Origin of the sequence: Mariprofundus sp. NF, assembly GCF_013387455.1 — a bacterium.
In the GTDB taxonomy this organism is placed as follows: Bacteria; Pseudomonadota; Zetaproteobacteria; order Mariprofundales; family Mariprofundaceae; genus Mariprofundus.
The window spans coordinates 1-24,126 of record NZ_VWNC01000001.1 but is presented as its reverse complement, the minus strand read 5'-3'; the positions used below and the strand labels follow the sequence as shown (position 1 = coordinate 24,126).

21 protein-coding genes and 1 pseudogene are annotated in these 24,126 nt (G+C 51.0%); 9 read left to right on the top strand and 13 right to left on the bottom strand.

What is annotated here, in order from left to right; all coding sequences use genetic code 11:
* Positions 1–8 precede the first annotated feature (8 nt).
* Complete coding sequence (locus tag F3F96_RS00110; protein WP_176961236.1) at positions 9–2,654, top strand: hypothetical protein; 2,646 nt, start codon at positions 9–11, stop codon at positions 2,652–2,654.
* 120 nt (positions 2,655–2,774) lie between these two features.
* On the opposite strand, the gene F3F96_RS00105 is transcribed toward F3F96_RS00110, so the two are convergent.
* Positions 2,775–3,221 carry a TerB family tellurite resistance protein gene (locus tag F3F96_RS00105; RefSeq protein WP_176961235.1) on the bottom strand — a complete coding sequence of 149 codons (447 nt, stop codon included), beginning with the start codon at positions 3,219–3,221 and terminating at the stop codon, positions 2,775–2,777.
* An 88-nt stretch (positions 3,222–3,309) separates the two neighbouring features.
* On the opposite strand from F3F96_RS00105, the gene F3F96_RS00100 reads away from it, so the two are divergent.
* A complete protein-coding gene (locus F3F96_RS00100) occupies positions 3,310–3,495 on the top strand; it encodes a hypothetical protein (protein ID WP_176961234.1) in 186 nt (61 codons plus the stop codon).
* Between the two features lie 34 nt (positions 3,496–3,529).
* Positions 3,530–4,477: an acetoin utilization protein AcuC gene (locus tag F3F96_RS00095; protein ID WP_176961233.1), complete on the top strand. Its 948-nt coding sequence runs from the start codon at positions 3,530–3,532 to the stop codon at positions 4,475–4,477.
* 17 nt (positions 4,478–4,494) lie between these two features.
* Here F3F96_RS00095 and F3F96_RS00090 read toward each other — a convergent pair whose 3' ends face one another.
* From F3F96_RS00090 to F3F96_RS00065, 6 genes are read right to left on the bottom strand one after another with little or no spacing between them, the layout of a single operon-like run.
* The gene (locus F3F96_RS00090; protein ID WP_176961232.1) at positions 4,495–5,322 is read right to left on the bottom strand and encodes a chromosome partitioning protein ParA; all 828 of its coding nucleotides are present in this window, start codon (positions 5,320–5,322) and stop codon (positions 4,495–4,497) included.
* Positions 5,323–5,380: 58 nt separating this feature from the next.
* Complete coding sequence (gene ggt / locus F3F96_RS00085) at positions 5,381–7,012, bottom strand: gamma-glutamyltransferase (protein WP_176961231.1); 1,632 nt, start codon at positions 7,010–7,012, stop codon at positions 5,381–5,383.
* Positions 7,009–7,962: an A/G-specific adenine glycosylase gene (locus tag F3F96_RS00080; RefSeq protein WP_241697565.1), complete on the bottom strand. Its 954-nt coding sequence runs from the start codon at positions 7,960–7,962 to the stop codon at positions 7,009–7,011. Before F3F96_RS00080 ends, ggt begins: the two co-directional genes overlap by 4 nt.
* Complete coding sequence (locus F3F96_RS00075; RefSeq protein ID WP_176961229.1) at positions 7,940–8,851, bottom strand: TonB C-terminal domain-containing protein; 912 nt, start codon at positions 8,849–8,851, stop codon at positions 7,940–7,942. The genes F3F96_RS00080 and F3F96_RS00075 overlap by 23 nt, the downstream gene beginning before the upstream one ends.
* A complete protein-coding gene (locus tag F3F96_RS00070; RefSeq protein ID WP_176961228.1) occupies positions 8,838–9,374 on the bottom strand; it encodes a Gx transporter family protein in 537 nt (178 codons plus the stop codon). The genes F3F96_RS00075 and F3F96_RS00070 overlap by 14 nt, the downstream gene beginning before the upstream one ends.
* A gap of 3 nt (positions 9,375–9,377) precedes the next feature.
* On the bottom strand, positions 9,378–9,812 hold the full coding sequence (locus tag F3F96_RS00065) for a NusG domain II-containing protein (protein WP_176961227.1): 435 nt from the start codon (positions 9,810–9,812) through the stop codon (positions 9,378–9,380).
* A 48-nt stretch (positions 9,813–9,860) separates the two neighbouring features.
* Between F3F96_RS00065 and F3F96_RS00060 the strand changes: the two genes are divergently transcribed.
* Together F3F96_RS00060 and F3F96_RS00055 are read left to right on the top strand one after the other, a co-directional pair.
* On the top strand, positions 9,861–10,529 hold the full coding sequence (locus F3F96_RS00060; RefSeq protein WP_176961226.1) for an SDR family oxidoreductase: 669 nt from the start codon (positions 9,861–9,863) through the stop codon (positions 10,527–10,529).
* Between the two features lie 227 nt (positions 10,530–10,756).
* Complete coding sequence (locus F3F96_RS00055) at positions 10,757–11,575, top strand: mechanosensitive ion channel family protein (protein ID WP_176961225.1); 819 nt, start codon at positions 10,757–10,759, stop codon at positions 11,573–11,575.
* Between the two features lie 285 nt (positions 11,576–11,860).
* On the opposite strand, the gene F3F96_RS00050 is transcribed toward F3F96_RS00055, so the two are convergent.
* From F3F96_RS00050 to hcp, 4 genes are all read right to left on the bottom strand, one after another.
* On the bottom strand, positions 11,861–12,976 hold the full coding sequence (locus F3F96_RS00050) for a hypothetical protein (RefSeq protein ID WP_176961224.1): 1,116 nt from the start codon (positions 12,974–12,976) through the stop codon (positions 11,861–11,863).
* 47 nt (positions 12,977–13,023) lie between these two features.
* Positions 13,024–14,607 (bottom strand): phosphoenolpyruvate carboxykinase (ATP), encoded by a 1,584-nt coding sequence (locus F3F96_RS00045; RefSeq protein WP_176961223.1) that lies wholly within the window; start codon positions 14,605–14,607, stop codon positions 13,024–13,026.
* A 126-nt stretch (positions 14,608–14,733) separates the two neighbouring features.
* A complete protein-coding gene (locus F3F96_RS00040; RefSeq protein WP_176961222.1) occupies positions 14,734–15,780 on the bottom strand; it encodes a 2Fe-2S iron-sulfur cluster binding domain-containing protein in 1,047 nt (348 codons plus the stop codon).
* Between the two features lie 81 nt (positions 15,781–15,861).
* On the bottom strand, positions 15,862–17,520 hold the full coding sequence (hcp, locus tag F3F96_RS00035; protein WP_176961221.1) for a hydroxylamine reductase: 1,659 nt from the start codon (positions 17,518–17,520) through the stop codon (positions 15,862–15,864).
* Between the two features lie 268 nt (positions 17,521–17,788).
* Between hcp and F3F96_RS00030 the strand changes: the two genes are divergently transcribed.
* From F3F96_RS00030 to F3F96_RS00020, 3 genes are all read left to right on the top strand, one after another.
* Positions 17,789–18,184 (top strand): Rrf2 family transcriptional regulator, encoded by a 396-nt coding sequence (locus F3F96_RS00030; protein WP_176961220.1) that lies wholly within the window; start codon positions 17,789–17,791, stop codon positions 18,182–18,184.
* Positions 18,185–18,300: 116 nt separating this feature from the next.
* Positions 18,301–19,545 carry a hypothetical protein gene (locus F3F96_RS00025; RefSeq protein ID WP_176961219.1) on the top strand — a complete coding sequence of 415 codons (1,245 nt, stop codon included), beginning with the start codon at positions 18,301–18,303 and terminating at the stop codon, positions 19,543–19,545.
* Positions 19,542–22,466, top strand: coding sequence for a discoidin domain-containing protein (locus tag F3F96_RS00020; protein ID WP_176961218.1), 2,925 nt, complete (start codon positions 19,542–19,544; stop codon positions 22,464–22,466). Before F3F96_RS00025 ends, F3F96_RS00020 begins: the two co-directional genes overlap by 4 nt.
* Positions 22,467–22,478: 12 nt before the next feature.
* Here the strand turns inward: F3F96_RS00020 and lipA are convergent, their stop codons facing one another.
* Positions 22,479–23,399, bottom strand: coding sequence for a lipoyl synthase (gene lipA, locus F3F96_RS00015; protein WP_176961217.1), 921 nt, complete (start codon positions 23,397–23,399; stop codon positions 22,479–22,481).
* Positions 23,400–23,529: 130 nt separating this feature from the next.
* Here lipA and F3F96_RS00010 point away from each other — a divergent pair, with 130 nt between their 5' ends.
* Positions 23,530–23,988, top strand: a complete 459-nt coding sequence (locus tag F3F96_RS00010; protein ID WP_176961216.1) for an RNA-binding protein — start codon at positions 23,530–23,532, stop codon at positions 23,986–23,988.
* 45 nt (positions 23,989–24,033) lie between these two features.
* On the opposite strand, the pseudogene F3F96_RS12635 reads toward F3F96_RS00010, so the two are convergent.
* A pseudogene (locus tag F3F96_RS12635) lies at positions 24,034–24,126 on the bottom strand (integrase); the annotation flags it as partial.

Genomic DNA, 24,126 nt, shown 5'->3' with positions numbered 1-24,126 from the left:
GTGTAGCCGTGCATCTCTCACTGCAGATTCAGGCCCAGAAACAGGCCGAAGAGGCAATTTACAAGTGGGCGAAAAGTGCAGATGTTGAAATCGGTGATGTGCGTTATCACCTGTTGCGCAATGGCCTGATCCTTCGTCAGATCAACATCAAACGTAATGGCGATAGACTTAACATTGATCACATGCTTATCCGGGCCCAGCCGCAGCAGCTGACCGGTGAAAATCCGAAGATCGGCAGCATGCAGATCACGGGTCTGCATGCGCAACTGCACCGCCCTGAAAAACTCAATCTCTGGCAGCAGGATAGACAACTTCAGCGCATCTGGCAGGCGACACATGCTGTAGTCGTTGATAGTGGCGAGCTCGCCCTTTATCTCGACGATGATGATGCCAACCCACCGCTGATCCTCTCTGATCTGCAGCTCTCACAACTGGCGCTTGGCGAGATGCGCTCTCTCACGCTCACATCCAGTGTTAATGGCGCACCTGTTCAGGCTCACTGGCTTAGATCGGCAGACGGTGCTGGAGAGAACAGTGGTAGTGTAAACTGGCGATATATCGATCTCTCTCAGCTGACTAAAGCGGCAAATCCCGGCCCTCTCTCCGGTTTCCTCTCTGGCGAGATGGAGTGGCAGAGAGAAAACAGCGAATCTGCGACGGTTTCTCTTCTCGGTGAGCTAAGAGTTGATCAGCAGCATGAGGAGAAGGCTCTGCACGCTTCTAAACTACAGTGGCAGGGAACCCACTCAGACAGTGGTTTGAAGATCGCCATGCAAAGCATCGCCTGGCAACTGGATGCATGGAACTCCCACCTTCCAGCCATTGAAAACCGACAGCTCATCGGAGCAACACTCGATGGTGATCTGCTCTGGCAGAGTGATGAGAGAGGCTCACGTTTTAGCAGCAAGCAGGGCACGCTGAATCAAATCACCTTTGCCCCACTCTCTGATGAGTCGCTTAGTAACTGGAGCATCGAAAGGCTGGATTATCGTGATCTAAAAATGGATTCCAGCCAGAGGACATTTGAAGCCGACAGTCTCATGCTGTCAAAACCTGATATATCCTACCAACCTCAGCTACAGAGCGGTGCCAACAGGCAGCAATCACAATCCTGGCACTACAATATCAGCACAGTTGATATTAATGGCCTCAATATACTGCTTTCACTCAACGCAGGAGACATCCAGCTCTCAGAGCTGAATGGCAGCTGCTCACTCTCCAGCTCCGGCATAAAAAATATTAAACTTAAAAGCGCCACCACCCAGGAAGAGGCGGCAAAGTGGCGTATCCAGGGTGAAGTTGGGCGGCAGGATGGCCACTTTGAAGGTGCGGATCTGAAGATAAAAGCTGCAGATATTCCACTGACCCAACTGCGCCCACTGATCCCGCTCAAAGGTTCAGAGAGCTCCCCTCTAATGCTTGATGGAGCGGCAGCCCTTACAATTGGGGCCACTTTTAACAATGGAACATGGCTGTTTCATGGCCGAGCCAGCAGCGAAAACCTGCTTCTCGCCCATGCTGGCAACCGCTGGATGGCTGAGAAGGTGACCACCTCCTTCGGCCCCGTCGGCACAGCTGGCGACATCCAACATGTTCAATCACTGCTCGCCGAAAAGTGGCACTATATTGCTCCCCTGCAACCGCTATCGCCCTACCTGAAAGATAATAGTAGCGCCGAGCCAGCGCCCCAGCAGCAGGCGTGGTGGGCTGAAAACCTGATCGCCGGAAAGTGGCAGGTGGATGAGATCCACTGGAAAAATGGCCACATCAGCGTCGGACAAGCGGACTCCTACTGGCTGAAAGATGCAGAGCTCCAGCTCGCTTCGCTATCCCCGCAGAGCGCTTCCAGCATAGTATTAGAGGGAAAGATGGGCGGAGGAGCATTCAAACTCGATGGGCAATGGAGCCCACTCGCTGCTTCGGAGCAGTTTCTCGGCACAATCAGCCTTGATAATGCCACCCCCTTCTTCCTCAGCGAGTGGATGGTCGCATCAGGTTTTCCCAAACCGATTCAGGGCCGAATTTCAGCCGCACTGAAGATCAAACAGGATGTATCGGAAGAGCAGTATCAAGGAAATGCGCTACTGTCCCTCTATCGCATGAAGCTTGAACATGCTGTCACGGATAATGACCCTATGGTCAACCGGGTCGGTTATAACAGCATTGATCTGATCCACAGGCTGGAGAATGAAAAACGGGAGATTAAAATCACCCTTCCTCTCAGTGGAGTCTGGCAGCGTCAACCACTTAATGCTGAGAATCTTGGTATGGAGCTGCAAAAGAAGCTACACGATCTGGCTCTGCACCCTGTCGCCATTTCAGCCGCCTCTGAACAGCGCGCCTCGACTGTGGAGACCCGCATTCGGCTTCATGAGTCCGGTAACCTCTCCCTGAACGAGCGTATCCGCCTGCGCAAAGTACTGAAAAAGATGTATGAGGATCCTACGCTGATTGTTGATCTGAATCCGAAATGGAGTGGCGAGAGTCTCGACTGGGAGTCGATGCAGCGCATTGAATATAGCCTGATGCTGATAGAGCGTTTTCTCAATCACCGCGGCATAAGCAAACGGCGCATTTTCCCTACTGTGCCCACAGATAAAGATCGTGCCCGCGAAATCGCCTCTATCTGGGTTACACTCAATAGAATCAATTAGTTCTTAACCGCTAAGCACTACTGCTGTTTCAAATTTGGGTAGCCAAGGCGCGAGGAGTGAAGTTTGGTAAATCCAAATGAACGACGAGTAACGCCGGATTCCCTGATTTGGGAGGCAGCCCTAGAACATCAGTTCGGCAGCAATCTTGGCCTGAATAAACTGGCTGTGATGCAACCCCATCAATTCGGCCATACGGCGCAGCAGCTGCTCTTCATAAGGGTCTACGTGACCATCTGCCATCGCCACGCACCAGAGTTCAGAGAGGATCTCTTTTCTCTCATCAGTTGAAAAAGATTTCACCACAGTTGAGGTGAACTGGTGCAGATCCAGTGCCTGTTCAGTCTCGATAGCGGCCACTTCAATCAGCTCATGCACCTCAGCTTTAGAGAGGCTAAAGCGCTTCTCAATGGCCAGAACGATCTCACTGCGCTCGGCCTCATCAAGTTTACCGTCCATGCGCATCACTTCGACCATCAGTGCCGTCACCGCCAGCGACACCTCATGCTGGCGCTTCTCCTTGGGTGTATCCGCAGCCTTTCTCCACAATGTCTGAAGCTTTTTGATCATGTTTGCTCCTTTGCATATTGATGCCGTGCAAGAAGCATAGGGATGAGATGTAGCTTGGCAATCGACCCATGAAGGTTAGCCTGCGCGGATGGTCCTTGCCCTATTCCTTATCTTCTCCATTCCCATCGGCTGCTTTGCCGCATGGTTCGGCTGGAAAGCCCATAAACTTGGCAGAAAAAGTATCGTCTTTGCAATGGCCTGGATCGCCCTCCTCTGCTTCGGCTCTGCTCTGCTCTTCGGTGCATGGGGTTACCTTTTCGCTACTGCGGCTTAAAGCCTGACCGCACAAAATCGTCTATAGTAGAAGCATGCAGCAGCGTGTTCAGCTATATATTGGCCCGCAACTGGCCCGTTACGGATTCGGCGAAGGCCACCCCTTCGAGCCTGATCGTATGGATGCCTTCTGGCAGGAGACAATCAGACAGGGTTTAGACAAAAGGGTTTCGATTACCGCTCCAGTGATGGCGAATCGGCAAGCCCTTGAACGCTTCCACACGCCGGAATATGTTGATCGTGTCATCGCCTGCTCCGAATCGGGAAGCGGCTATCTCGACTACGGCGATACCCCCGCCTTCAAAGGCATCTATGAGGCTGCAGCAACAGTGGTCGGCACCGTGCTGGCAGCAGCCGAAGAGGCCATCAACGGAACCCATAAACGTTGCTTCATCCCCATTGCAGGCCTGCATCACGCCCGTCGCAACATGGCGGCCGGTTTCTGCGCTTTTAACGATGCAGGAGTGCTGATCGAAACACTGCGCTCACAACACAACACCCAACGCATCGCTTATGTCGATATCGATGCCCATCATGGAGACGGTGTTTTCTACGCCTTCGAAGACGATCCGGATCTATGTTTCGTTGATGTTCACGAGGATGGCGCCCACCTCTACCCCGGCACCGGTTTTAGTGATGAAACAGGCAAGGGGAGCGCAAAAGGAAGCAAACTCAACCTACCCATGCGACCCGGAGCGAATGATGCCGATTTCCTGAAAGTCTGGCCCGAAGCAGAAACCTTTATCCGCGCATTCAAACCGGAATTAATCATCTTTCAGTGCGGTGCTGACTCGATAGAGGGCGACCCGATCACCGACATGCGCTTCACACCAAACTCTCACGCCCACGCCGCTGCCAGCCTCTGCAAAATCGCCGATGAATTCAGCCAGAGTCGCATCATCGCCCTTGGTGGCGGTGGTTATAATCGAGCCAATCTCGCCTCTGGATGGAATGCAGTGTTAAATGAAATGTGTAGCTGTTAATGCTTGTATGCTGCCTCTTATTTCCCAGTAATATCTTTAATAAACCCATCATAAGAATGTTGCATTCTAATCATAGACTCTCTAATTATTGAGGTAAACTCATCTGTATTTTCAGTCGTATGGAGCTCTGAACGAACCGCTATTATCATTGGTGATAGTAATACGCTTAGACGGGCATACTCATTCAGACATCTCTTTGAAAACTGGATGTGCTTCGGATCCATTTCACTTTTTAAGCTATCAATTGTTTTTTTCTTCTCTTCAATATTTTTTGATTCTGTATCAAAACTATTATTCAAATAATCCCATTTGCTTGAGTCAGAGTGGCCATGTAAATTCAATTCTTTCATAATTGAAAGAATTCTTTGCTGCTCAGTCTCAGAGCCTTTTATTATTTCCTCATAGATTGAAATTGCTTCTTTTGAATCCATCAGTTCGGCTCGAGTCTTGAACAAACTGAGGAATGATTCACTTAATTCGTTCGAGAATTCAATCGCTTTAGCAACGGTTTCTTCTTTAGCTATAATATAAAGTTTGGCAGCAGAAGGACCATGAACTCCAATATCATGACTTATAGATTCTATCGTTATTTCCAAATTCACCATTTTTGGAATAGTTGCGAGACTTAGTGAGAATTTTTCCGCAGCTTCAAGAAAGACTTCTTTTTTTAATGCAATATCCTGATCATAAATAAACTTTTCTTTGTCATGGTTTAATTGCATAGCCAAACTTTGTTGGCTTCCGCGGTTAGTCAGCAGCACGCCTATAAAAGTAAGGAATGATGCAATGATTGCTGCCCATATAACATCTGGAACTCCACTTAATATACTAATAACGCCTTCCATAATGCACATCCCTACTCCCTGTGATTATTCCCAGTGTAGCAGGAAATTAGACTTCTGCTTAATCGACTGGATTCAGAGATTCAGCTTTTCCTTCACCACGTCCATCGACAAGACCAGTGAGTTTACCGCTCTCTCTATCGAGAACTATCGCATACATATTGCCGTATTGGCGGGTCATTGGTTTGAAAACATGTCCACGGCTCTGAAGTTCGGCGGTTAGTTCCGGCTTGAATGCATTCGGCTCATGCTGGATAACATCGGGCAGGAACTGGTGGTGATAGCGTGGAGCATTGACCCAGTCGGCAGGAGCATCTTCATCAAGCATGAATCCGAGAGATGCGAGCAGCACCATGGAGATAATGCGCGAGCCGCCGGGGGTGCCGACGATAAAGGTGCGATCAGGGCCGATCACAAAGGTTGGGGTCATAGAGCTAAGCATGCGTTTACCCGGCGCTACGGCATTGGCCACTCCCTGCACCAGTCCATAGGCATTGGGTTTGCCGGGGCGGGTGGCGAAATCGTCCATCTCATCATTCATTAAGATACCGGTAGAGGGAGAGACATAACCGGAACCAAAGGCGTAGTTGATTGAGAGCGTGGCAGAAACCATGTTGCCCTCAGCATCAATCACCGAGAAATGGGTGGTATCAGTTCCTGCGCCGATGGCATCAGTAGTGCTGCCAAGCTCGCTGCTTGGTGTAGCTCGATCCATACGGATGCCAGCCCTCAATTGTTTCAAACGATCCGCACTGAGCAGATCAGGGATCTCAACGAAATCAGCATCACCCATATGCGCATTGCGATCCCGATAGGCACGTTTCATGGTTTCAACCAGAAGGTGTACGCGGTCAGCCCGATCCAATCCTTTAAGATCATCATCTTTTAGCTGCCCGAACACATGCGCCAGTGTTAAACCACCGGATGATGGCAGTGGTGCAGAGATCACCCGATAGTTCTGATAATCAAACGTGACAGGCTCACGCTCAATGACCCGGTAAGCGGCCATATCAGCTTCACGAATCAGACCGCCATCACGCTTCATATCGGCAATCAGTCGCCCGGCAGTCTCGCCGCGATAGAACTCCTCGGCTCCGCCTTTGGCAAAACGAACAAGTGTATCGGCCAATGCTTCCTGTTTGATCTGTTGGCCTGACATAAAGATGTTGCGCCCTGTCTCATTAAACGCTTTGCCGCGCCAGTTCAGCATTGATTGCAATCGAGGCCCGACCTCAAAACCATCTTTGGCCAGATCAATAGCAGGCTGAGTCACCGTTTTTCGATTCAGTCTGCCGTATCGTGAGACAAGGTGATCGACACCAGCCGCCAGTCCGGGCACCCCAGCTGATTGTGGCCCATCAACACTGGATTGGGTCTTATAGACTTCGCCGTTGCCAGCAAGTTTGGGCGAGGTCTCGCGCGCATCAAGCATCACATAACGCTTCTCTTTGGCGATATAGAGCAGGAAGAAGCCACCTCCGCCAATACCGGATGATCCGGGTTCAGCAACGCCAAGCGCCAGTGCCGTTGCAGCTGCCGCATCAAAGGCATTACCGCCTCTCTTCAGCATATTTATACCAGCTTCTGCAGCGCTCTTCTGAGCAGCGACCACCATGCCAGCCTCTGCACTGACAGCAGGTGTGGCCAGGGAAAGTAGAAAAGCAAAAGGCAGAAGAAGACGAACTGTTTTCATATCATTTTATCCAGCAGGTGATGGATTCCGGTCGGCAGCGCATAACCTTCGATTGATGGCACCCAGCGACCATCACCTATCGGATCGCTATCGGATTGAAGCGGGTAGAGATGCAGTCGGCGGTGGGTTAGCTGATGGATATGGGTCGGATCTTCATCAGGGCGGTCATCCAGCACAGTGATCGGTGGCGACCAGAGGCCACCCCAGATACCGGCATCAGGGCGCTGCGTCAGCCAGATGCCTTTCTCAGGACAGGTGAAGAGGTGAATTCGCCAGTGCACATCGACAACAGGAACTTGTTTACGCAGCTCTTTTGTAACATCGACACTGAATGCAGAGGCGCAAAATGTATGTACTGGGCAGTCACTGCAGTTTGGAGATTTGGCAGAGCAGAGGCTCGCCCCCAGCTCCATCATCAACTGATTCCATGTGGCAGGGTCACCTGAACCATCAATAACCTGCTGAGCCCGCAACCAGAGGGTCTTATCGCGGGCTTCCGGCTCTGCATACCAACGCTTAAGTACCCGTTTTACATTGCCATCGAGCACAGGTGTGCATTGATTGAAACAGAATGATGCAATCGCACCGGCAGTAGAGCGACCAATGCCGGGCAACTTCATAATATCGTCAAAATTAGCTGGGAACTGCCCCTCGAAGTCAGAGACAATCATTTGCGCGGCACGGTGAATAAAGCGGGCACGGCGATAGTAACCCAGCCCCTCCCACGCCTTCAAAACATCATCTACAGATGATGCAGCCAGAGCCTCTAAGGTTGGGAATAGCTCGAACCAGCCGCGATAACGCGGCAACACGGTTTTCACCTGTGTCTGCTGCAGCATGATTTCTGATATCCAGATCTGATAGGGATCGGTTGTTTCACGCCAGGGAAGCTGGCGAGCACTACTGGCATACCAGTGAAGTAGTACCTTACCTGGCCGGTCGGAAAACAAACCTATCCTCAACCACCTCAAAGGTGAGATAAAAACTGACCCGGTCCAGACCCCACGATGATGGCAGCACCTTAAACGGGGCCGCAGCATTGATCGCTTCAACCGCACTATTGTTAATCTGCGGAATCGGACTCGGATTGAGAATCTCTACACCGACCAGATTACCATCTCTCTCAATGGTCAGTTTCATCAGGGCGCGGCGCGCGTCCTGCGGATACTGGTCATAGTTCGCCTGCCCGGGTCGCCACTGCTCCTCAAGAGCACGCACCAGAGCCTGCGCATACGGAGCATACTTGGCCTGACGGGTATTGATCGGAATATCAGCCTCTTTGCTTAGCTTCTGCTTCATGCGCCGCTCGCGCTCAAAATCACGGGAGAGCTGTGACAGCGCCATCGCCGATGGCATCAGATTAGGGAGCGGCACTTTCGATTCTTTTTTGGCGGGCTTCTTACTCTTCTCTATCTTCTTCTGCTTCTTAAGCTGGCTGCTATCGGGAAAAGCGCCACGCTTAGCCATCATGCGGGTACGACTCTCCAGACTGATCGGAGGTGGCGTTTTCGGTTGGCTCGGCGGAGTTGGCCGCTGCGGTTGCTGCTGGCCTGTCACCGGTGCCTTGGCCTGACGGGTAACATTGTCCTCAGCTTTGCTGCTACCACCGGTGGCACTGCGATTGGACATGGTGCGGGCATCTTTCGGAGCTTTTTTGGACAGTGACTTCTTATCATCGAGAAGCACTACATCCATAATCTTCGGCGTATCTTTTTTCGGGAGTGCCCTGTTCTCATCGGCATAGTCGATCATCACCACCAGCAGCATATGCAGGGCGATCGAAGCAATGAATGCGCTGCCAATGCGGCGCTGCTGTGAATTCAGGTCAATTTTTTTCATTAGGGAACTCAAGTCTCGCCGCAATATACCCTGCCAGCACACCATTTAGCCAGCCGGTAATCGTAGAGAGCAGCAGCAGTGGTGGCAGCGCAAAATAGAGCAGGCTCTGCTGAATAAAGAGTGTCTCCACTGTCACAAACTGGGCGACCATATGGGCCAGTGCTCCGAGCAGACTTACACCGACCAGACTGATGCCGGGAATCGAACGCCATGCGGCAAGCATGACAACTGCTGCTACAAGCGCTCCGGCCATACTGATGACAAAGGTCGGTGTAAACAGTGTGCCGATAAAGAAACTTCCGACGACTACCCTGCCGATTGCCAGCAGTAGCGCCGCCCTTGGCCCCAACCAGATCAGTGCCAGCAGTGTGACCAGATTGGCCAGTCCCGGTTTAAACCATGGGCCAAGGCTGGGCAGTGCCGCTTCAAACACGTGCAGACCAACCGCCAGCAGCAGCAGTGCCAGCCAGTTTGCTTTCTGCTGCAGCTCAGCCAGAGGCGGGCGAATTATCTCCTGACTCACAGTTTACTCAACAATAGCATCGAAACGGGATGTCGCACTGCCGCGGATGGTGATCAGAATCCTGTTGGGTACACAGGCGATCATATCTCCGGCGTGGCGATGGGCGCCGGAGTAGACACAGCGCTGAGCCGAACAGGGGGATGAGAGCATGCGCACACCATCTGCATCAAGCAGGATTTCTGAGGTGCCCAATTCACCCTCAATTTGAAAAGATTTGGCTGGCTCGCCTGCCAGTGGCAGCGGATAGGTGGCAAGCAGCACCTTACCGTGATAAACCTCGGCAACGGCCGGCCCGGATGCCACTACCGCCTGCACGATTATCCATGCCGCAGCAATAGCTGCCAGTGAGACGGCAAGCAGGATGCGGTCTGCCAGAGTTCCCTTGAGCAGGGTCAGAAAACTCTTATGCGAGATATGGGGCTTCACTGAATCGACCATGGGCCCTATGGTAGCAGTTCAGTAGCACATGAATCCAATGGAGGGCACATGAACGTCGTGATTACCGGTGCAAATCGAGGCTTAGGGCTCGGTTTTGTAAAACATTATCTGCAACAGAGTGCATCTGTCTGGGCCTGTTATCGCTCGGATGCGGGTGAACTTGCCAGTATAGCGTCGGAGAGACTGCATACCGTCCGTTGGGATGTAGGCAGTGATGAACATCCGCAGGGCGAACTGCCGGAATCGATTGACCTACTCATTAATAACGCCGGTATCTACGGCCCTGGCAAGGATGGGCAGTCACTGAATAAAGTAACCGGCAAGGCGATGCTGGAGGTATTTAATATCGACTGTGTCGGACCACTTAGGGTGGTACAACTGCTGGCCGACAGGGTGATTGTAGCACAAGGGGTGATTGCCAATCTCAGCTCAAAGATGGGCTCTACAAGTGACAACAGCAGTGGCGGCACCTACGCCTACCGCGCTGCTAAAGCCGGACTGGTGATCGTTTCCAAATCGATGGCTGTCGATCTGGCACCCCATGGTGTGCATGTTATTACCCTGCATCCGGGCTGGGTGGCGACAGATATGACCCACAATAGCGGCCTGATCGATGTTGCGACCTCTGTGGCTGGTATGACCGATGTTATTTCAGATGCACGCGATTTTGCTGCGGGCGAGTTTGTAGCATTTGATGCCCAGATTGTGCCGTATTAACCTCCTCCTGATCACCCTGTGCGACGCCTTTGAAAACAGATGCCCGGATATGTGAAATAGTTCACACGCCTTTTCCGGCTAGCGCATGAGAATGCGCCCCAGCTAAGCAGCTGTTACTTTTACAACCATTTCGACTACGATTACTGTTGTAGTTAGCGGTTAATATGTAATATTGCGCAGCTGAAGGGGAGAATATCCCTTTTTTATCTCTTATTTTGGAGGCACTCATGCCTGAAACATCAAATATCCAGGAGTTCATTGATCTCTACGCTATTCCTTGGGGCATCAATATTGTCATGGCTCTGGCGATCTTTATCGTTGGTCGCTGGATTGCCAAAGCGCTACTTAATGTTGTTGATAAAATGCTCAACAAAGCCGGCATGGATCCGATGCTGGTCAGCTTTGTCCACTCGATTCTCAATGCGTTGCTGTTGCTGTTCATCATTATCGCCTCACTGGATCAGCTTGGTGTTGATACCACCTCATTCATCGCTCTGATTGGTGCTGCAGGTCTGGCTGTCGGTCTGGCACTGCAGGGTTCGCTGCAGAACTTTGCCGCAGGCGTACTGCTGATTGTCTTCCGCCCGTTCAAGGTGGGTCACTTTATTGAAGCTGGCGGTGCAACCGGTGTTGTTGAAGAGATCGGTATCTTCAGCACTCGTTTCAAAACAGGTGATAACCGCGAAATCATCGTGCCTAACGGCGCTATCTATAGCGGCACCATCACCAACAACTCCGCCCGTCCAACCCGTCGTATCGATATGGTGTTCGGTATCGGTTATGATGATGATATCCGCAAAGCCAAAGAGATTATGCAGGGCATTATTGATGCCGATGAGCGTATCCTGAAAGATCCTGCGCCGCTGATTGCTGTGGGTGAACTGGCTGACTCCAGTGTCAACTTTAATGTCCGCCCATGGGTTCAATCAGCTGATTACTGGGGTGTTTACTTTGACCTCAACGAAAAGATCAAGATCGCCTTTGATGACAATGGCATCTCCATCCCTTACCCACAGATGGATGTTCATTTAAACAAGCCTGAATAAGTCTGAACTGTCAGATAGAAAAAGGGGCGGTAATCACCGCCCCTTTTTTTGCGCTTGTTATTTTCCGTTATTGATTCGGACCATCCATGGTCCTCACCCTGCGGGCGACCTGTTGGTCGTCCAAACGGCTCTCCTGCCTTTTTGTGATTCGGGCCATCCAATGGTCCTCACCCTGCGGGCGACCTGTTGGTCGTCCAAACGGCTCTCCTGCCTTTTTGTGATTCGGGCCATCCAATGCTCCTCACCCTGCGGGCGACCTGTTGGTCGTCCAAACGGCTCTCCTGCTTATTTGTTCGCGCGCACTGCGAATGAGAGCGCTTCGCCCGGTTCATCCCCGAGACAAGTCACTGCGTGCCATACGCAGTTATCAAGATCCCGCTGTGGCATCAGCAGTACATCTCCGGCATTCAGGATATAAGCATAACCCTTGGCAACCAGATAGGCGGTAAACAGAGCCGAACGATCCATCACCGCTTCAACCAGTTCATGATCAAACTCATCCATATAAGCAGCCAGCCCTGCGCGATCACTTAATAGCTCGGCCAGCTGCAGACGATCTGCAGATTCAGGCAGCAGGCGGGTGATCTCACTGCTGTTGTTCGGATCTGTAATGAAATCGATCAGCGAATCGATCAGTTCAGGCTTGGAGAGTGCTAGCCAGAAGGTGCTTCCCGAAAGCTGTGCAAAAACCACACCATCATGGCCGCGTTCAACATCGTGGTGCATCTGCGCACCACCATTGGGGGCATTAAAATAGACGATTCGCTCTACAAACGCCGGTTCACCACCAACGATCTTCTCCAGCAGCGGCAAAATCACTTCATTCTCTGTGATAGATTTTGATTCGGGAAAGATCGTATCACAAAGTTTGCCTGCCCAGAGCTGACGCTCAGGATCGGCAGCCACATCTTCCATGCACTCCATACCAAATGAGAAACGGAAGCGCAGTGAGGCATCCTCTTCGATAAAAGATAACCATGACGCTTTGCACCAGAGGCTCTCAGCCAGAAGTTCTTCACCCTCTTCAGCATCGAAATAGACCTTCTCAATGCCCTGCTCATCATGCTCTTCAAGTGAAGATGCAACCAAAGGAAAAAGCGGAGATAGGCGAGTGCTGTATGGCGGCTGCTCCAGCAGTGAAGATACCTCATCCGCATCAAGCGTAGCTTCCATCAGCTTGTGTGCGGCATCGATCTCGGACTTCCACGCAGTGACATCGATGATGCCCGGCAGCAAAACAGCCTGATCGTTTGACCAGCGCCTTGCGGTCATATCGGCAGTCGGCATATCAGGGCACTCACCCTGACTCACCCAGCCAAGCTGAAAACCGCGCCGCAATAGCGGCAACCACTGCTGCTTCTCTAAAGAGTCTATCTGTTGTTCATCAGTAACATATCGCATAGCGCGAATCATTCATGATCCGCTGCTATTTGTATATCAATCCACCCTTATCGAGGGCCGGCAGCAAACACCTCATCAGGAACCTGCCCCTTAAACTGGGCCATGGCCTCCTTGATGCTGATGGCAAGCTTCTCGGCATTCTCCATGTAATGCTTGGGGTCAGACCATGTGGTGATCGGGTCGAGTGTCTCCGGCATCTGCAAGCCGAAAATCGGATGGCGCTGATATTTGATATCACTGAGTGCTCCGGAGAGGGCTGCGCTAAGCAAGGTGCGTGTAAGCTCGATATCCATGCGTGCACCATTGGTGCAATCACCACCACTCCAGCCGGTATTGAGCAGCCAGCACTGCACATTACCACTGCGTATTTTCTCACCCAGCATGTTGGCATAGACAGAAGGATTCTGAGCCAGAAATGGCGCGCCGAAACAGGGGCTGAAGGTCGCTTCAGGCTCTTTCACATCCTCCTCGATGCCGGGGATATTGGTCGAATAACCGAGCAGAAAGTAATACATCGCCTGTTCAGGCGACAACTTGGCAATGGCAGGCAACACACCGAAGGCATCAGCAGAGAGCAGTACCATATTTGATGGTTGCGCGGCAACACCGGGCCAGATGGCATCAGGAATCGCCTCAATCGGGTAAGCTGCACGGATATTCTCAGTCAGACTGGTATCCTCGAAATCGAGTCTGCGACTATGAGTATCAAGCCCCACATTCTCAATCAGCGTGCCAAAGCGTTGTGTCGCCTCATAGACCATCGGCTCTTTCTCAGCCGACAGATTTCCGATTCTGGCGTAACAACCGCCCTCGAAATTAAAAACATGATTTTGGCTCCAGCCATGCTCATCATCACCGATCAGCCTGCGTGAAGGGTCGGAAGAGAGTGTTGTTTTACCTGTTCCATCCAGGCCGAGGAAAATGGCCACATCACCACCTTCACCGACATTCGCCGAGGCGTGCAGAGGCAACACATCCTCATCAGGCAACAGATAATTCATAATCGTAAAGATCGAAGTTTTGATCTCACCGGCATAGGAGGTGCCGCCAATCAGAGCAATGCGTCGGCCAAGATGCAGAATCACAAAAGCTTCGGAGTTGGTGCCATCTCTACTTGGCATGGCATGAAAATGTGGCACATGGATAACAGTAAACTCAGGCTCTTTATAGGCAACATCACGCCCCAAATCCCCCGGACGCACATACATAATACGCGCAAACAGCGAGTGCCAGGCATCCTGAGTGATCACACGAATCTGCTTCTCAAAACCGGAATCCGCACCAACAAGAGCGTCTTCCACATATACCTGTTGGCCCTCAAGATAACGCTGAACCCGTTTATAGAGCGCATCAAAACGCTCCTCTGAAAAAGCGCTGGTATAATCACCCCACCACACCTTGTCCCGGCTTGATGGCTCATCAACAATGAACTTATCTTTTACAGCGCGGCCAGTGAAATGGCCGGTGCGTACCACCAGAGCACCCCGGTGTGCCACATGCCCTTCATGGTTACGGATCGCATGTTCATACAGACGTGGTGTTGGCAGATTCCAGTAAACATCTTCCAGGTTCTTCAAACCCAAATGGCTTATCGCCAGCTCTTCGCTAATCTGTTTTTTGTTATAGGGCATACAGCACCCTCCCGAATGAAGACTCTTATTCACCCCCACAGTGAAAGGAGAAGAGAGTGTCATTATCGGATCGGGAGAACAACCGCTAATTATTCAGGTGAAAGATCACTCCACCACAATTGCGGGCTAGCCGGGCAGAAAGCGCTCACTGAACAGGCTGCTATAGGGCAAGCCAAGCTCGTCAGCTGCAGCTTCAGCAGCATCAATCAGTCCCGGAGGGCCACAGAGATAGACATCGGGTTTAATACCTTTGGCAAGATCGGCTTGCAGATCACGTTTGAATGCGTCCACTGGCGAGCCGGTAAAACCCTGCCAGTCAGCCGTCGGTTTCCAGATACAGACTTCAGCAGTGAGATTAGGCACAGAAGCTTTCAGCTCTTCAATCTCATCGATAGCAAACAGATCGGCTTCTGTGGTGAGACCAAAATAGAGATGTGATTCATGGGTCTCCTGAAATTCCGCCATCTGTCGCAACATCGAGAGCATAGGGGCAACACCTGTACCTCCGGCAACAAAACGGCGGGGAGCGATACCGGCCTGATGCAGCAGAAAACTGCCTTCAGGGCCTTTAGTGTTCAGTCTGTCGCCAACTTTGGCACCATCGATAAGCCAGCTGGAGAATTTACCATGTGGCTGCAAACGAATCATAAACTCGAGTTCACCGCTCCAGTTGGGCGCATTGGAGATCGAGTAAGCACGACGAATATCCGTGCCAGGAACTTCAAGCTCCATAAACTGACCCGGTTCAAATTCTGAGTGAACAACACCTGATTCATCAGGCAGAACTTTAAGTAGCAGTCGTCGAACCTGGCCACCCATATCATCGACAGCCAGAACTTCACAAACAGGTTCAGGTACAGGACCAGAGGTGATGTGGGATAGATCGGAAGTGACTTCTACGACCATATCACCGCGTGGATGCGTGCGGCACATCAGAATGCCGCCATGCCCTTCATCCTGTTCAGAGAGAGCCCCAGCACTATGAGATTCCTGTACGTAGTCACCACTTCTGCAGTGACCGTGACAGGCACCGCAGTTTCCTTCATGGCAGACCGCAGGCAGCGTAATATCAGCCTTGGCTGCTGCATCAATCAGATTTTCATCTGCGCCGCAGTCAAAGCTTATTTCTTTATCGTCCTGAGTAATCAAGCGAATGGAGTGAGAACCGGTCATCGGATTATCCTTTGCGAAATATCGTTATGCGTATCAACTAAAGGGGAGCGGAACGGGTAACCCCCGTTCCGCTCTGTTTCTTTATGCAGCCAGAGCTGCAGCCAGATCAGCTTCCGGCGTGGTGTTGGCTTTGATATCAAAAGCCTCTACCAGTGTATTAAGCACTGGCGGTGTGATAAACGCAGGCAGTGTTGGCCCAAGGGTGATGCCCTTGATGTTCAGCGCCAGCAGCGTCAGCAACACTGCTGCTGCCTTCTGCTCGAACCACGAGACAAACAGCGAGAGTGGCAGCTCATTAACTTCGCACTCAAAGGCATCGGCCAGAGCCACTGCAACCTGAATGGCTGAGTAGCTGTCATTGCACTGACCCATATCCAGCAGACGCGGGATGCCACCGATATCGCCGTGATCGGTCTTATTGAAACGGTACTTGGCGCATCCCAGTGTCAAAATCACACTATCCTTCGGCGTCTGATCAACAAGATCGGAGTAGTAGTTACGGCCTGAAGCAGCACCGTCACAACCGCCAACAAGGAAGAAGTGTTTGATTGCACCGGCTTTCACCGCATCAATCACAACATCGGCAACACCAAGTACGGCATCACGGCCGAAACCGACAGTGATGGTCTCCTCTTCAGAGTCTGCAGCAAAACCTGGCATGGCATTGGCAGCCTGAATCAGGGTTGAGTAGTCATGGTTCTCAATATGACGCAGACCCGGCCAACCCACAGGGCCGGCAGTGAAGATGCGGCGACGATAAGAGGCTGCAGGTTCGATAATGCAGTTGGAGGTCATCAGAATCGGGCCGGGGAAGTTGGCAAACTCTGTCTGCTGATCCTGCCATGCACCGCCGTAGTTACCGGCCAGATGTGTATGTTTCTTCAGTTCAGGATAGCTGTGTGCAGGCAACATCTCACCATGGGTGTAGACATTAATGCCTGTGCCTTCGGTCTGTTTCAGCAGCGCTGCCAGATCGGCCATATCGTGACCACTGACCAGAATCGCTTTACCGGCAACCGGAGAGATGCGCGCTGCTGATGGTTCAGGTGTACCGAACTTGCCGGTATTACCTGCATCAAGCATGCCCATCACTGTCAGATTGGTATGACCGAGCGCCAGAGCCTGACCTACCAGCGCATCAACATCAGTCGGATCACTGGCCAGGAAATCCATGGTGCTTTCAATATTAGCATATACCTCATCACTCTGCTCATCGAGCATCAGTGCGTGATAAGCATAGGCACATACACCCTTTGCGCCATAAAGGATCAGGGCACGCAGACCGACGATATCTTCACCGACTTCTGCTTCACCGGCACGAACCGATGCCATCTCAGCCTGAGCCAGCAGCTCATTGGTCTCGGTTGGAATATCCCAGGCAGCAGCACCACTGAGTTCTTCTATAGCTACACCCTGCGCTGTGGCGGCATCTTCATAAGCCTTCTTCACAGCCGCACGAATCTCTGCAGCTTCAACCAGCATGCTGGTAAAACGGGCCGGATTGAAGTTCACATTGGTTAGCGTGGTAAACATGGAGTAGAGAATAAATTTACCGGCATCATTGCTGCCAACACCGAGGTCACGAGCACGTTTGGCGTACTGGGCGATACCTTTAACGGCATGGATCAACAGATCCTGCAGATCGGATGTCTGCGCATCCTTGCCACAGTTTCCTACTGCGGAAGCACATCCATTAATGCCATCGGCACGGGATGTTTGTTCACATTGATAACAAAACATAAGCAGCTAACTCCTCTTTTTATAAATAGTTGTAAGTAACTCTCTCTGCCTGGCAAAAACACGGTTCTGCTACAGTAGAATCACTAATAATCTGATGCCCTTCACTTTCTCTAAAGATGCATTGGCAGTGCAAGTTAGAGATGGCGCGAAAACATGTCAACAAAATATATCTTTAAATTCCGGTCTGAAATTTTGACCTGCAGAAGATGAAAGAGCCTTTAAACATCTGGAGTTTGCATAATATATAAACTGAATATACCTTCAGCTCATGCAGCTCACCTCATACACCGATTATTCGTTACGCGCCTTGCTCTATATCGGCAAACATCCGGATCGGCTGGTAACGGTTTCCGAGATCACCGAGCATTATGGTGTTTCGAGAAATCATATGGTGAAGGTGGTACATAATCTGGGGACTCACGGTTTTATCCAGACTGTACGCGGCAAATCCGGCGGCATGCGCATGGCCAAAAAACCGGAAGAGATCTTTATTGCCGATGTAGTACGCCTGACCGAACCGCATATGAATATTCAGGAGTGTTTCTCGCGCGAAACCAACACCTGCCCCCTGATCGACAACTGTCATCTGATGGGTGTATTGTACAAAGCACGCCGTGCCTTCATGAAGGTGCTGGAGGAGCAGTCGCTAGCCGACATGCTGTAAAATCGTCAGCGCTAACACATACCCTCCACCCTTCCTAATTCAAGTAAATTTCCAGCTGACTTTTGCACCCTTTTTGTCTATGCTTAAGGTAGTCATCGATATAGTGAGGGGCAGATATGCAACAGCTGCCAACAATTAGAAACTCCTTTTCTTTTGCTATAAGATTTTTCTTATTGGCCAGCCTTGTCTTAATCCATTCAACGGCCAATGCGGGTGATTTCTGGGAATGCTTTAATTCAACCTGCCATCCTGCTGCTCAAGCCTGTTCTCAGTCAGTATGCCCTCCTTCAAGTTCTGGTAGCTGCTCAAGCAGAGGCTGTGGCGACATCTATGACTTTAAATGGTCGGCATGCGGCGGATGGATGTGTCCTACTGTAACCAGTCTTGCTGATGACGATCCATGTTCTGAAGTACTTAAGCAAACTGCAATGGGCTGCTTTGGAGGTTGCTGGTCAAAAGATGAGAATGAAGCAAGCTCATGTTCCAGAGCGTGCAAAACAACTGCTCAGGGTAGCTATAAGGCCTGCCAGGCCCGCATTGCCAAAGGAGAAGATGCGGTAACCGTTCGCAATGAACTACTCATGCATGTAAAACAGCCAAAACCGAAAAAAATATTTTTCGTCGGCAAGGTCAATAATAAATCCTTTTTTGAGCGCAGAATCGACAATGCAAAGCGCGGTTTTGACCATGTATTCGGTAAATACGACATGGCGACAGCATCTGAAAACGCCACGTTCTACACTGGCTTGTGGACTGCTGGTGCTTTTGCGGCCGGCACCATGACTTTAGGCACAAGCGTTATCATTGTTGGAGGTGTCACGCTTGTTGCCAGCAGCCTGGATAATTTCGTCAAGGCATCCAGTGAAACACTTGATGTGGGGCAGGCCGCAGCAAAAGGCGTTCGCGAAGGGACATTGGATGCAAGTACAAGCGTAGTCATTGATCTTGCCACAGGAAAAGTGATCGGCTGGGTTGGCAAAAGCGGCAAGGTCATCTTGCGTAGCAGCAGACCTGCAGCAAAAGCCATCGGGAAGTTTGCAGCGAAGTCCCGCATGGGGGCCGCGACGGTTTCACTTATTGATGACGGTATTAAATTAGGACGCAAAGCAGCAAAATCAAATCTTGCCGACAGAGTTCTGGTCACCAAATTGGATGATGAGGGTCTCAAGCATCTCACCAGAATGGATGCGTTTATGGAAGGTATTGAGACTGGCACTGGCAATTCAGTTTCTGGCCTTGTTCAAAGCTGGACGACTGAAGAATACGAGACATACATGAAAAAACCGGGAAAACTCCGAAATAACACTCCTCCGCCTAAAAGCTCCATGTTAATCCGCTATGCGAGCAGGCCATTTCAATGATTAGGTATCCCGCTCTGCTTTTATGCATCAGCGCACTCTTCTGCCTGCTGGCAGAAACCTCTGTTTCATCTGAACAGAAGTTGAACATCTTGAGGCTTGATAATCCCATTATAATTGATGGTGAGAAAGCACCAGATGATGTCAATCGGGCTATCTTAGCGCTGGTTCTCAAGCTGAGAGGTTACAGTGAGCATGATGCTGCTGATATCGGTGTTCGCTTTAGTAAAGCAGCCCTAGGAAATATCCCCAACAAGATGGAACTACTCGATGGTCTCGTCCTTCAAGATGTCCAGTTTTCTCTGCTAATGCCGGGAGCCCCTCCTGGGAAAGGGCGCAGAATGGCCGGCCAGTTGTTGTTTGAAAATGAGTTCTTTATGCGTGCAGAGCTGGCTTTTGCCATTGATTATCAAGCAGAAGGTGACGGTCTTATCATCAAAGGGGCAGGTGTTGGAGAAAACTCACCCATGCCTCCTCATGTCTCATCCCTCATCGTTCCTTCTGAAAAGGTTCCAGCTGACTTCTGGCAACAATATCCCGGCTGGCAGGATACGCTTGTCTTTGCTCTTAGTAAGCGGGTAAAACTAGATCAGCCCAATTCCATCCAGAAAGGCACCCAGAATTACCACATATTTCATTTTATCCATGAACACCTGCCAAGGAATGACTGGACTGGACTGGTCACACATGACGATGCACAAGGAGTCAAAGGTGATACTGGCAATGTGGAACAGAAAAACTGGGATGGATGGCGTGTACTGGTGGCTAAACGAGCCCTTGATCTGAGATCTGGAAAGCCACTTTACTTCAAAACGCTTTATGCCCCGACGGCTACCGGCATCAAAGAGATGAATGGAAAAATGCTTCAGCTCTTTACCTTCACACCGATGAATGGCGGCCAAGTCATCATAAACGCAACAGATTCGACTACTGGCATTGATGCTACAACTGTAAAGTCATCGGTCGATGATGCTCAGAAAAAGGTCAACCTAGCGCTAAACAGGCCTACCCTTGTCAGCTCTACAAGTATCTATTCCAAACATAAGGATATTACTAAAGATGGTGGCGGTGCTGTTGATGGCGACAAACACAGAGGCATGTATGGATTCCACACCAACAAAGAGAACTCCCCATGGTGGCAAGTTGATCTGGGCGAAGGTGCCGTGATTCAGGAGATCAAGGTGTATAACCGGGCTTCCGACGCTGGTCGCGCCCGTACCATGCGTGTTCTACTCTCTGATGACGGCAAGATGTGGCGTCAGGTGCATGATCAGGGAGGAAAGTCGTTCAGTACGCTGAAAGTCCCCCTCAATCGTGTCTCTGCCCGATATCTCAGGCTTCAATTATCGGAGAAGAACTGGTTCCATCTTGATGAGGTTGAAGTTCTGGGGACGCGTGGAAATTCCGTTAGTCAGAGTCAACCTTCAGAAAAAGAGAGCACAGCGCCCCCCGCTGGTCACTGGTCGAGTTCGGAATGGAAGGCGAGGCTCGATTTCTGGCAACAGGATGATCGACTACTCAGTTATTATAGAACCGATAATGACACCGGCTGGCTCTGGGCATCCAAATCAGGGAATGCTTTTGACGGATGGTGGGTTGAAAGCAGCTCCAATGAGAAATGTGCCAGCCAAAAGGGGGGGACATATTACTGGGGCAAGGTTCGCCTGAGCTTTACCGGTGACCGCATGTCCGGGGTGTGGGGGTATTGCGACAAGCCGATGACGCGTAAGTGGTCGGGAACCCGTTTGAGCAATGCGTTGAAGCATGACAAAGAGCCGAGATGGGAGTTGTTTAGCAACGCCTCAGCAAAGCCCAAAGAACAGGATAACGGGCGGAAAACCCGGATGATACCGGGGAAGATGTCACCGCTCAGTGATGATGGGCGTGTGCGGCTTGAAGTTATCGATCCCAAGGAGGGGTTCAGGTTAATCAATGAAATCGTCGGTTACTCATTCTTACCAGCATTCGACAATTGGCGGATCGCCAAACCGGAACCCACGGGACGGATCATCATTCGGGATCAGGGGAGCTGTGCCATGAGTTTTGTTCCGGGGAATCTGGTTCCAGGCAACCCCGGCACTTCACTAACGCCAAGGCAGCTTGAAAAGCACTGGTTCCAACAGATGGTTCAGGGCGGTGACAGCAGCATCAGCCGTAGTTCATTCGGCCCTGTTACGATCGCTGGTTATCCCGCTTATTTTGGCTCGTATGACACAAATGAGGGGGCTTTAAAGAGCTATTTCATCAAGCTTCCACACACCTATCTGGTTGCCGGTTTTAAATGTGACGGCAAGCAGCTCAACAGCCAGTTAGCCAAATTTGAAAAGGCTTTAACTACATTAAAGGCCCTGCCAGGTGCAAAAGCACCCAAGCCAACAGCCGCCGCAACTGCACCGGACTCAAAAACTCAGACCGCAGCCATTGCCAAACCCGCAGTATCGGCAAAACCCGGCACATTGAGTAAAACTTTTGCCGAGCCCGGCTTTGGTTACACCATGCCCTATCCGGACAACTGGCACTATGCGAAAGAGAAGCCTTGGACTGTTGTATTCTCAGGTGCAAATGGAACTGATAGTTATTTTACCACGGTAACCGTCCAGAATATTTCAGCACAAGAGTATCCCGACATGCAGGCAGTGATTGCCGATCTGAAATCACAACTGGAGCAAGGAGCAAGCCCTTCACGCTGGCTCACCACCCTTGCCTATCTGCATATGGATGATGGTGGTAATGTGATCGGCAAACAGTTCCTCATGGAGTTCACCCTGCAGGGAGAGAAGATGCGGCGCATCGGCGTGCTCATCCCTCGCGACAAACTCGGTCTCTATCACTACTGGAGCTATACCGCCCCGGTTGCGCTGTATAACAGCAACCTTGCATTGGCTGAAAAGATACGTAACGGCATTGTGCTCACGTCAAAATAAGAGAAGACTACATTAACCTCTATCTTTGAGTTTCAACTGCTGGAACACCTCATCGGCATGGAAGGATGAGCGCACCAGTGGCCCGGAGGCGACCATGCCGAAACCTTTCTTCTCAGCGATATATTTGAAATCATCGAACTCTTCTGGCGACCAGTACTTCATCACCGGATGATGTTTTTCACTGGGGCGCAGATACTGGCCGATGGTGAGAATATCGATGTTCGCCTCGCGCATATCGTCGAGTACCTGCAGCACCTCATCACGCTCTTCACCAAGTCCCAGCATAATACCGGACTTGGTCACCACATTTGGATCGAGCTCTTTGGCACGCTGCAGCAGACGCAGGGATGTGAAGTAACGTGCACCCGGACGTACTGAACGGTAGAGCCGAGGCACGGTTTCCAGATTGTGGTTGAAGATGTCCGGGCCAGCTTCGATGATCGTATTCAGGCAGGAGTCAGGTTTACGCTGAAAATCGGGGGTGAGAATTTCAATGGTCACCTCCGGCTGACGGGCTTTTAACTCCCGGATCACAGTCGCATAGTGGCCTGCACCACCATCTTTGAGATCATCACGATCCACCGAAGTGATCACCACATGTTTAAGGCCAATCTCAGCCACAGCTGTAGCCAGATTCACGGCTTCATCAGGATCAACTGGATCAGGCTTGCCGGTAGCCACATCGCAGAAAGCACAGGTACGGGTACAGACACGACCAAGAATCATGAAGGTCGCCGAACCCTGTTTCCAGCAGCCACCGATATTGGGGCAGGAGGCCTCTTCGCAAACGGTATTCAGCTTGAGTTTGCGCATCATTTCGGAAATAGACTTGTACTCGCGCGACATCGGCGCACGCACCTTCAGCCATTTCGGCTTGCCAATCATCGGCTCGCCTGGCGTTTCAACCTGAATCGGAATCACTTTTCTGCTCATGGCGGCATGCTAGCGAATCAGGCTGCTACGTACATCCACCCTGTTTTATGGATTTACGTGCGTTCAGAGCTCTTTATTGGCAGTCTTCGCCATGATTTTTCCTGCAATTCTGCAGGCATGGAGTATATCAATGAGTTTTTCCTGTTTTATTAAACTGTTTGTGGCGGCAATCGTCATTTCTACGCTGGGAAGTTACGCTATCCAGCTGGTCGGACTGGATACAATCCACCCCTCATCACTGTTTGCCAGTGGCCTGACTCTCGGTACGATTTTTGGTGGTCTGCTCGTGGCACTCTACCCTTCCAAAGAGGGTGCTGGCACAGCAACAGAGAGTGGCACCAGCAACATCTATGTCGGCAATTTACCATTTAATGTTGGCCAGGAAGAGATCAAAAACCTCTTCTCACCTTTTGGTAATGTCGTGGATATCCGTCTTGTAAAAGATCGTCGCAGCCGTCGCTTTAAAGGTTATGCCTTTGTCGAAATGAACACGCCCAATGCCAACGCTGCCATTGAACATCTCAACGACACCGATTATGCCGGCCGCACCCTGCGCGTTAATGAGGCAAAGAAGAAAGAAGACAGTTAAATTCAGACCATTGTCTCGTCCTAAAATACGTTGACGTTTTTTTATTCAAGCCGGCTGCCAATGGCAGTCGGCTTTTTTATGCACCTCTTCGGGTGTTTTCATTCCCAGGCTGAGGTGCGGCCTGAGTCGATTATATGC